Raw genomic sequence first — 4,224 nt, 5'->3', positions numbered from 1 at the left:
GTCTGCTTCATCTTCGCTCCTCAGGGGCTACGATGAACCAGCCATCCTCCGTTCGGGAAGACCCTCATTCTGTCCCACAGGTGCTGACGTCGGACACGCAATGCCTTCGCGCATGGCCCAAGCGAAGAATGCCGAGAGGTACGCCCGCGCCCGGTTGGCAGATACGCCACCAGCTTCCGACACGATTTCAGAGAGCCGGGCTGCAACGCGGCGCCGATCGATGTCTTGTAGGGCCAACCCGTGGAGCGGCTTCCAGCTAGTACGAAGGTAGCGCTCTGCTTCGGTAAGCGAGCGAGGGCGAAGGCGAGGGGTCGCGTATCGCTTCAGGTAGTTCTCGATGACGTCGCCAAGGACGACGGACGCACGGGCCCGCGCTTCGGTGCGCTCGCTTGAAGGGTCAGTGCCGAGCTGAACCTTCGCCAGAGCGTCCTTAGCGCGGCGTCGAGCCTCCTCAGGATCCAGAACTTCGGCGTTTCCTAGGGACAGCCTCCGGCTCTTCGTGCCGATCCGGAATTGGACGATAAAGGTTCGTTTACCTCCTGACCGTATCCGTATCCCGAAGCCTGGAAGGGCCTCGTCGAACACGATTAGTTCCGATCGCCCAGGTGTGAGCGCAAGCTTCGCGATATTGGGTCGGGTCAAACGCATGGCAGGCCTCAAGCTGTCAGGCGCCGGATTGGGAAGCGTATGGGAAACAGCCTTTGCTGCTCCCATCTGCGCCTATCCGCGCCTAGTTCAGTGGGTCTCTGCCGCTAGGTGTGCCACGGCCAACGTAAAGGCTGGGTTGCCGCTCGTTGACTAACATTAACCATCCTGGGACGGTCTAGCTCTTAATCAGCGGGTCCAAGGTTCGAACCCTTGTGCACCCACCAAACATCTTAATGAATCAGCCGGTTCAGGAGGACGTCGTTTCAATACGATGTCACTGGTTCATACCCCGAAAATTTCGCACCTGATCAGGTCGCCGCATGCCCCCGCATTGGGGCTTGGTGCGATGAATCGAGCGCGCTTACTTGGCTGGCCTCGGTCAGGCCATGGTGAAGGGGTTCAGGCCTTGCTGGTCGATCGACGCTGGCTGATGACAGCGATCCCGCCACAAGAAGGCCCACTGCGACGAAAGCTTACACTGTGATCCAGAGCCGCCACAGGGCTGCATGGATGGTCCAATCTCCGAGATGGGTTCCCGCTTGCCTCCTGAGGATTACAGCCGGTTAAGGGCAAGCGGTGGACGATCACCCCATATCGCGTGCGTCGGCGCCGCGATTGCTATGCGCGACGCTCTCGCGCGCGGTTCGTCACCCGCAGTCGCAGCGGCCGCCCGGCGATCGCACCGCCGAGACGGTCCGTGATCGCTAACGGAAAGCAGCGCGCAATGCCGCCGAGCACCTCGGCGAGAAACGCCTTCTGGGCCGCGTCCTCCCCGACGAGTCTGGAGTAGGCGATCCGCGGCTGCCCCTGGAGACTCCCGTCGCGCTTGATACTGAACAAGACGGTCACCTCTGACCCGCTTGACCCTGCAGGACCTTCGACCGATCGAGCGCAGGAGCCGAGCAGTTGCCACAATCCATCCAGGGTCGATGCTGGCTCGGCGTGGGCACTGGTAGCCGCGAGAAGCAGCGGAAGGGTCAACATCAGAGCGCGCATGTGATCCGTCGGCTTCGCGATCGTACAGCCGGCGTTTTACTCGCGCCCCGACAGGAAGGCTACGCGATGGTGACGACGCAGGGTCGATGAGAGGCCCGGTCGGGACCGAGCGCACGCATCGGTGTTCCGCCCATGATCGATCGCCGCCTGCTCCGTCTCGGCTGTCGTCCGGCACAGCAGACAAAGCCGCGTGCGAGAACGTTCGTTGCTCGGGATGAGCGCCGCTTTGCCTCGTTTCACGGTTCGAACAGGATCCAACTGAACTCTACCGAAGCCCTCGCTCGGCAAGTGCGGCGTCGCCCAGCGGTGGCAGCGGTCGCCACGCATACCCTGTTCATCAGACCCTTTCGTGATCAGGACTTGCACTTTCGCTCGCGCCCCAACAGGTTTCAGTTTCATCAGATCGAGATCGGACAGCATGCTCTCAGAGCGTCAGAACGCCATCATGGAGCTCGCGCGCGGGGAGGGACGCGTGCTGGTCGAGGCCCTGTCCGCTCGCTTCACGGTTAGTGCGCAAACCATCCGTAAGGACCTGAACGACCTGTGCGAAGCCCGGCTGCTGTCGCGGGTGCATGGCGGGGCGGTCCTCGGATCAGGCGCGGAGAATCTCGACTACGAGGCCCGCAACGCAATTGCGGCGCAGGAGAAGGCCGCCATCGCCCGCGCGACGGCCGACCTCATCCCGGATCGCTCGTCTCTCTTCATCAACATCGGCACCACGACAGAGGCGGTCGCTCGGGCGCTCCTCGGCCATTCCGGCCTGATGGTGATCACCAACAATCTCAATGTCGCCCACGCCCTGCGGGCTAGTGCCGACATCGAGTGCATCGTGGCCGGCGGCCTGATCCGCCGCTCCGATGGAGGGATCGTCGGCGAGGCGGCCGTGGACATCATCCGACAGTTCAAGGTGGACTTCGCCGTCATCGGCGCTTCGGCGATCGACGAGGATGGCTCGCTTCTCGATTTCGACTATCGCGAGGTGCGGGTGGCGCAGGCGATCATCGCCAATGCCCGGCACGTCGTCCTAGTTTCCGATTCGACGAAGTTCGATCGTACGGCGCCGGTTCGCCTTGCCCAACTCAGCCAAATCGGGACCTTCGTCACCGATCATTGTCGGAGCGAGGCGGTGCGCGACCTTTGCAAAGTATCGGGAGTCCGCCTCGTTGAGACGGGACGCTAAGCGTCGTCGCTTGCGATTGACTTTCGATTTGTTTCGTATTTAGTCGTCTCGCTTTCGTAAGCGCATCAAAGGGCGGTGATACGAAAGAGGGAACGATCATGCGCACGTTCGACGTTGCCGTCATCGGCGGGGGAATCAACGGCTGCGGCATCGCACGGGATGCGGCAGGCCGGGGTTACTCCGTCTTTCTTGCCGAACAGAACGACTTGGGCAACGGCACCTCGGCTTGGTCGACGAAGCTGATCCACGGTGGTCTCCGCTACCTCGAACACTATGAGTTTCGGCTTGTGCGCGAGGCATTGACCGAGCGCGAGATCCTCTGGAGCATCGCGCCGCATATTGTGCGCCCCCTTCGCTTCGTCCTCCCCTTGCATTCAGGCTTGCGGCCGGCCTGGCTCCTGCGCCTCGGCCTCTTCCTGTACGATCATCTCGGTGGTCGTAAGCGCTTACCGGCCACCCGCCGGGTCGATCTTACGGGTCCGATCGGCGCTCCGCTCAAACCCGAGTTCCGGCGCGGCTTCGAGTATTCGGATGCGCGCGTGGACGACACACGCCTGGTCGTCCTGAACGCGCGGGACGCCTCGGCCAAGGGGGCTGAGATCGCGGTGCGCACGCGCGTGATATCTGCCGGCCGCGCGGGCGATCTGTGGCACATCGTGCAGCGTGACCTCGCGTCCGGCCGTGAGGAGACGGTGGCCGCGCGCTTCCTCGTCAATGCAGCGGGGCCCTGGGTCGACCGGGTGATACAGGGGCCTCTGGGTCAGAGCGAGGCGCGGCACGTGCGTCTCGTGCAGGGCTCGCACATTGTCGTACGCAAACTCTACGACCATGACCGCGCCTTCATTTTCCAGAATGCGGACGGGCGGATCATCTTCGCCATCCCGTACGCGAACGACACCACCTTGGTGGGAACCACGGACCGTGACTTCACGGGTAACCCGGCGGATGCGGTCATCACCGAGGAAGAGACTGATTACCTCCTCAGGGCTGCGAGCGAGTACTTCGCGCAGCCGCTGCGTCGCGAGGACATCGTCTGGAGCTTTTCAGGCGTGCGCCCGCTCTATGACGACAAGGCCTCGAAAGCACAGGAGGCAACGCGCGATTACGTTCTGCGGACAGAGGGCGTGGACGGCCAAGCCCCCGTGCTGAACGTTTTCGGCGGCAAGATCACGACGTACCGCAAGCTGTCGGAGGATGCTTTGGCGGAGATTGGCCGCTGGCTCGGTCCACGCGGCGGGCCCTGGACCGGGGCAGCGCCCCTTCCGGGTGGCGACTTTGCGGTGGACGCGGTGGATGATGTCTGGGATTGCCCCGTTTCTGTGGACGGTTAGGGGGCTTGGCTGAGCAGGGTCTCAGGTGACGGGTGCGGCCGGGTCTCCTGCTCGTAGACGACGGGCGAG

Annotated in this window: 2 protein-coding genes and 1 pseudogene; 2 read left to right on the top strand and 1 reads right to left on the bottom strand. The window is 63.2% G+C overall.

The annotated features are described in order from the left end of the window. Positions 1-1,266: 1,266 nt before the first annotated feature. Positions 1,267-1,644 (bottom strand): hypothetical protein, encoded by a 378-nt coding sequence (locus ASF58_RS26895; protein WP_156375816.1) that lies wholly within the window; start codon positions 1,642-1,644, stop codon positions 1,267-1,269. Between the two features lie 418 nt (positions 1,645-2,062). Between ASF58_RS26895 and ASF58_RS20045 the strand changes: the two genes are divergently transcribed. Both ASF58_RS20045 and glpD read left to right on the top strand, forming a co-directional pair. Continuing rightward, positions 2,063-2,824, top strand: a complete 762-nt coding sequence (locus ASF58_RS20045; RefSeq protein ID WP_055956709.1) for a DeoR/GlpR family DNA-binding transcription regulator — start codon at positions 2,063-2,065, stop codon at positions 2,822-2,824. A gap of 98 nt (positions 2,825-2,922) precedes the next feature. Continuing rightward, positions 2,923-4,113 (top strand): annotated as a pseudogene (gene glpD, locus ASF58_RS20040) (glycerol-3-phosphate dehydrogenase); the annotation flags it as partial. Positions 4,114-4,224: the final 111 nt, after the last annotated feature.

This window comes from Methylobacterium sp. Leaf125 (genome assembly GCF_001423085.1).
Classification (GTDB): Bacteria; Pseudomonadota; Alphaproteobacteria; order Rhizobiales; family Beijerinckiaceae; genus Methylobacterium.
The sequence above is the reverse complement of the archived record's forward strand: the minus strand, read 5'-3'. Positions and strand labels throughout refer to the sequence as shown.

What these genes read in the sequence shown, in the direction of transcription:
- ASF58_RS26895 (WP_156375816.1), bottom strand. Translation starts at nt 1,644, where the DNA reads ATGCGCGCTCTGATGTTGACCCTTCCGCTGCTTCTCGCGGCTACCAGT.
- ASF58_RS20045 (WP_055956709.1), top strand. Translation starts at nt 2,063, where the DNA reads ATGCTCTCAGAGCGTCAGAACGCCATCATGGAGCTCGCGCGCGGGGAG.